Here is a 5,084-nt window from a genome sequence, read left to right as displayed (position 1 = left end):
GTGCCCGGATAGCGCAGGAACTTGCGGCGCGGCCAATAGAGGCCGGCGACATGGGCGACCGGCACGACGGGGACGGCCAGCTGCGTGTAGATCTCGACGATGCCGTATTTGTAGGACGGCTCGGCGCCCGGCGCGCGGCGCGTGCCTTCGGGATAGATGATCAGTTGGCGCGGGTTGCGGTCCATCTCCTGTCTGGTCGCGACGACGACCGCTTTCAGCGCTTTCGAACGGCTGCCGCGGTCGACCGGGATCATGCGCATCTTCATGATGTACCAGCCGAAGAAAGGGATCCAGGTCAGCTCGCGTTTCAGGATGTAGAGCGCGTCGTCGAGATAGGGGAAGAAGGCGATCGCATCCCAGAAGGACTGGTGCTTCGGCGCCAGGATGAAGGACCCTTCGGGCAGGTTCTCGACACCGGTGATCTCGCTCTTCGTCGCGGCGATCTTGTCATAGAGCCACATTGAGGTCCGCGACCAGAATTTCGGCACGAACCAGGCACGGTGGCGCGGCGCCAGGAAATAGAAAGGGGTCCAGAAGATCATCTGGACGATCAGGCTGAGATAGAAGACGAGGTTGAACGCCAGCGAGCGGATGATGAGCATGCAAGGGGCCCGTGAGGAAGTGTGCGTTGGTTACACCAAGCGGCGGCAAAAAGGAAACGCCGCCACGGTCGAAATGCCGGCCACTCTTGGTTTGCCGCAATTCCGGACGGAAAACCGCGATGCACTTTTCCTGGAATTGCTTACAATGACCGCGCCAGCCGCTCCTTGAGGCGCGGCGCTGCAAAATCGAGGAAGGCGCGCAATTTCACCGGCAGCCGGCCCTGGCCGGCATGGACGAGGCTTACCGGCCAGGGCGGCGACTCGAATGGCTCCAGCACCACCCGCAGCGTGCCGGCGCGCACGCCGGCGTCCGCCTGGTAGGAGAGCACTTTCGTCAGGCCAAGCCCGGCGATGGCGGCATCGATCGCCGCTTCGGCGGTGTTGACTTGCAGGCGCGAGCGGACCGGGATCGTGGTTTCCGTCTTGCCCGCTCCGAAACTCCATGTCGCGGGAGAGGCAAGGCCCTCGAAGGTGACGCAGCTGTGACCCGCAAGCTCAGATGGTTTCTCCGGCGTGCCCTGCGAGGCAAGGTAAGCCGGGCTTGCGCAGACGATGCGGCGGATCGAGCCGACGCGGATCGCGACCATGGCCGAATCCGGCAGCTCGCCGATGCGCAGGGCCAAATCGATATGCTCCTCGACCAGTTGGGTGATCCGGTCCGACAAGGTCAGGCGGACGTCCACCTGCGGATAGATGGCGAGAAAGTCGGTGATCACGGGCAGCACATGCAGGCGGCCGAAGACGACCGGTGCCGTGATGACCAGCTCGCCTGTCGGGCTCGAATATTCGCCCGCAGCGGTACGCTCGGCCTCATTCACCTCATCGAGAATGCGGCGGCAGGCGGCGAGGTAGGATTGGCCGGCATCCGTCAGCACCAGGCGCCGCGTCGAGCGGTTGAGCAGACGCGTCTTCAAATGCTTCTCCAGGTCGGAGAGCTTGCGGCTCACCGTCGCCAACGGCACGCCGGCACGCCTGGCAGCGGCGGAAAGGCTGCCGGCCTCCACCGTAGCGACGAACAGGGACATGGCGTCGAGGCGATCCATTATTCTTCCGAAATCTGGAAGGGTGAATTGCAAATATGCTCTCTACATCCGATTTTCGGAAGAGGGTAATGACATGCCATCCTGTCCGAGGAGCGCCGGCATGAACGAATTCACCAGCGACGTCGCCTTCACACCGACCGTCAAGGCGATCCAGTCGCGCAAGGGATCGCGCGATTCCTATGCGCGCGTCGAGCAGCGCGGCGGCTGGCGGGCCACGATCACGCCGGACCTTGCCGCCTTCATCGAAGCGCAGTCCAGCGTGTTCCTTGCGACGGCCAATGCCGAAGGCCAGCCTTACATCCAGCATCGTGGCGGGCCGGCCGGCTTCCTCAAGGTGCTGGACGAGCACACGATCGGCTTCGCGGATTTCTCCGGCAACCGCCAGTTCATCACCCAGGGCAACCTGCAGGACAACGACCAGGCCTTCCTGTTCCTGATCGACTATATGCTCAGGCAGCGCATCAAGGTCTGGGGCAGGGCGCGGGTCGTCGAAAACGACCCGGAGCTGACGGCGAAGCTGATGCCGGCGGACTACAAGGCAAAGCCGGAGCAGGCGATCCTGTTCACGGTCACGGCGTGGGATGCCAATTGTCCGCAGCACATACCGCAGCGTTTCGAGGCGGCGGATGTCGCGGCGGCGCTCGCCGAGCGCGATCGGCGCATCGCCGGCCTGGAGCAGGAGATTGCCCGCTTGCGAGATAATTTGGAGGCTAAGGTCTAGTTCTTCACCGCGGTCGATGCTTGGGCAAGCGTCATGCCCTCGGGCGTCGTGCGAAGCGGCAGGAAGCCGCGCGCCAGCGAGAGCACATATTTGCTGTATTCGGTCAGCAGCACGCGCAGCGCTTCCGGCTTGGTCAGCCAGCCGCCATTGCCGAGATTGGTGTTGACCACCGGATAGGGCTCAAGGCGCGCGCCATGCAGCAGCCGGCCCATCTCGAGCAGGCTGCGCGGCATGTGGTAATTGTTGGTGACGATGATGATGCTGCCATAGGCGTGGTTTTCCACCCATTTGGCGCTTTCTTCGGCGTTGCCGATGGTGTCGAGCGCGGCACGGTCGATGTCGACACAGCAAGAGAAGAGCCGCTTGTCACCACCCATCGCCGCCTGCAACTGGCGTTTGGTGGCCGACGGATGGACGCCGCTGATCAGCAGCCGTTCCCCTTTGCCGGACGCCAGCAGGTCCATGGCGGCGTCGAGCCGCGACTGCCCGCCGGTGAGCACGATTATGGCATCCGCCCTGGCCGGATCGAGCGGGGTCGTCATATGGCTGACCTTGTCGGCGAACCAGCCGAAGCCGCCGGCAAAAAGCACCAGCGCGGCGAGAGCGACGAAACCGCAGACGCGCAGGGCGAGCCGCAGACGACCAAACTCGGCGGGGGCGGCGGCGCGCGCACGCACTGCCGGCATCCGTCCAGCCGTCTCGATCTGCTCCCGCGCTTCCATCATCCCCAGGTTAATCCTGAAAGCTTCTAATGGTTAACTCCGAAATGCGGCCTTTGATAGGTGAGGCGGCGCACTTTGCGTTACGGCATCTGCCCAAGCCGTGATCGTTGCCTTGTTTGTATGCAACGCCTTCCACGGGCTTTCGGCTGGAGCTCATGGATCAGCCCGCGTCCGGCTGGCGAACGTCGATGTCGCTGAGATAGGCGACGACGGTCGCGTGCGAGGTGGCCGCGGTCAGCGCGCCGATCACAAGCACCATCAGGCCGACGCCGAAATAGCCGGCGGAGCCAATGGCGAAATTGCCGAATAAGGCGGTCGCCTGGTCGGCCTCGGGCGTCGCCATGTTGCGCGACGACCACCAGGAAAAGACGATGAAGACGACGATCGCGAGCGCTCCGCCGGCTGCCGCGCCCTTCATGCCGGTGACCAGGAAATGCCAGCGGAATTCGCGCGCGATGAAACGCGCCTCGGCGCCGACGAAATGCAGCACCTCGATGATATGGCCGTTACCGGCCATGGCGCCGCGCGTGGCGAACACCACCGTCAGCACCGTCGCCGAGAGCATCAGCGCCAGAACGGCGATGCCGATCGTCACCGTGGTGTGCGCCATGGCGACGAGGCGGTCCACCCAGGTGCGGTGGTCGTCGAGCGCGGCGGTCGGGATCTTGGGCGTGATGGCGGCGCGCATGGCGGCAAAGTCAGGCGGGCTGGCCTCGTCGATGGTGACGATAATGAGGCGCGGCACCGGCAACTCGTCGATGTTGAGGCCGCTGCCCAGCCATGGTTCCAAAAGGCGCGCCGTCGCGTCGCGGTCGATGATCTTGGTGCCCTTCACACCGGGGAACTCGCTGGCGATCTGCGAGGCCTGCGCAAGCGCCGCCTCCATGTCGAGGCCGTCGGCCGGCTTGATCTGGATCGTCGCCTCGCGCGAGATCTGGTTCTCCCAGACCGAGGCGGTGTCGCGCACCAGCGTCACCGCGCCGAAGGTGAGACAGGACAGGAAGGTCATGATGGCGATGACCAGCACCAGCGCCCGCCCGGCGATGTTCTGCGCCGGCACGATCGGCGCCGTCTTGCGCTGGACGCGCCGGACCGTCACCGGCGCCTCGGCTTCATCCTGGAGGTGATCGGCCGGAAAGTCAGTCATAGACGTCCAACCTTCCACCGGCCAGAATCATACGACGCGCATCGACCTGCTCCATCAGGCCGAGGTCGTGGGTGGCGATGACGACTGCGGTGCCCAGCCGGTTGAGCTCGATGAAGAGTCTCAGCAGCCGGCGCGCCAGCGGCGGATCGACATTGCCGGTGGGCTCGTCGGCCAAAAGGATCTCCGGCTGCTCGATCAGCGCGCGCGCGATCGCGGCGCGCTGCTTCTCGCCGCCCGACAGCACCGGCGGCAGCACATGCATGCGGTCGCCAAGGCCGACCCATTTCAGTAGCTCGGTGACGTCGGTGCGGTAGCTCGCCTCCTCGCGCCCGCGCACGCGCAAGGGCAGCGCGACATTCTCGTAGGTCGTCATATGGTCGAGCAGGCGGAAATCCTGGAACACCACGCCGATGCGGCGGCGCAGCAGCGGCAATTCGCTGCGCGAGATGCGCGAACGGTCCTTGCCGAAGATGGTGATCAGGCCGCGCGTCGGCTTCAGCGACATGAACAAAAGGCGCAGCAACGTCGTCTTGCCGGCGCCCGAGGGGCCGCTCAGGAACTGAAAGGAGCGCTCCGGAATGTGCAGGGAGATGTCGCGGAGGATCTCCGGACCCATGCCATAGCGGAGGCCGACATTTTCGAAGCGGATCACGTTCGGCGACCTGAAACTTTCGGCGGCGACGCGCCACGATCTACATTAACAGACCATCGGCCGGCATGGTTAACCGGCGGTTAATTTTTCTACGATCGGTACTCGTCAAGGCCATTCCGGTGGGGAAGCGTTAACCAATTCCGTTTACGCAAAAGAAACGAAGACTGCACTGGTGCCGTAATGGCTGAGAATAGAAC

General features: G+C 64.3%; 6 protein-coding genes. 1 reads left to right on the top strand and 5 read right to left on the bottom strand.

Going from position 1 to position 5,084, the window contains the following annotated elements:
* Nucleotides 1–602, bottom strand: a 602-nt coding sequence (locus tag EOA24_RS27030; protein WP_133374625.1) for a 1-acyl-sn-glycerol-3-phosphate acyltransferase, incomplete at its 3' end; no start/stop codon positions are given.
* Nucleotides 603–742: 140 nt separating this feature from the next.
* The gene (locus EOA24_RS27025; protein ID WP_126081021.1) at nucleotides 743–1,645 is read right to left on the bottom strand and encodes a LysR family transcriptional regulator; all 903 of its coding nucleotides are present in this window, start codon (nucleotides 1,643–1,645) and stop codon (nucleotides 743–745) included.
* Between the two features lie 100 nt (nucleotides 1,646–1,745).
* Between EOA24_RS27025 and EOA24_RS27020 the strand changes: the two genes are divergently transcribed.
* Nucleotides 1,746–2,366 carry a pyridoxamine 5'-phosphate oxidase family protein gene (locus tag EOA24_RS27020; RefSeq protein WP_126081022.1) on the top strand — a complete coding sequence of 207 codons (621 nt, stop codon included), beginning with the start codon at nucleotides 1,746–1,748 and terminating at the stop codon, nucleotides 2,364–2,366.
* On the opposite strand, the gene EOA24_RS27015 is transcribed toward EOA24_RS27020, so the two are convergent.
* From EOA24_RS27015 to ftsE, 3 genes are all read right to left on the bottom strand, one after another.
* Nucleotides 2,363–3,091 (bottom strand): YdcF family protein, encoded by a 729-nt coding sequence (locus tag EOA24_RS27015; RefSeq protein WP_126081023.1) that lies wholly within the window; start codon nucleotides 3,089–3,091, stop codon nucleotides 2,363–2,365. The two genes, EOA24_RS27020 and EOA24_RS27015, sit on opposite strands and share 4 nt — an antisense overlap.
* A gap of 157 nt (nucleotides 3,092–3,248) precedes the next feature.
* Nucleotides 3,249–4,235 carry an ABC transporter permease gene (locus EOA24_RS27010; RefSeq protein WP_126081024.1) on the bottom strand — a complete coding sequence of 329 codons (987 nt, stop codon included), beginning with the start codon at nucleotides 4,233–4,235 and terminating at the stop codon, nucleotides 3,249–3,251.
* On the bottom strand, nucleotides 4,228–4,887 hold the full coding sequence (gene ftsE, locus EOA24_RS27005; protein WP_040998894.1) for a cell division ATP-binding protein FtsE: 660 nt from the start codon (nucleotides 4,885–4,887) through the stop codon (nucleotides 4,228–4,230). The genes EOA24_RS27010 and ftsE overlap by 8 nt, the downstream gene beginning before the upstream one ends.
* Nucleotides 4,888–5,084: the final 197 nt, after the last annotated feature.

Origin of the sequence: Mesorhizobium sp. M2A.F.Ca.ET.039.01.1.1 (assembly GCF_003998035.1) — a bacterium.
In the GTDB taxonomy this organism is placed as follows: Bacteria; Pseudomonadota; Alphaproteobacteria; order Rhizobiales; family Rhizobiaceae; genus Mesorhizobium.
This window is presented reverse-complemented; position numbering and strand designations above follow the sequence as displayed.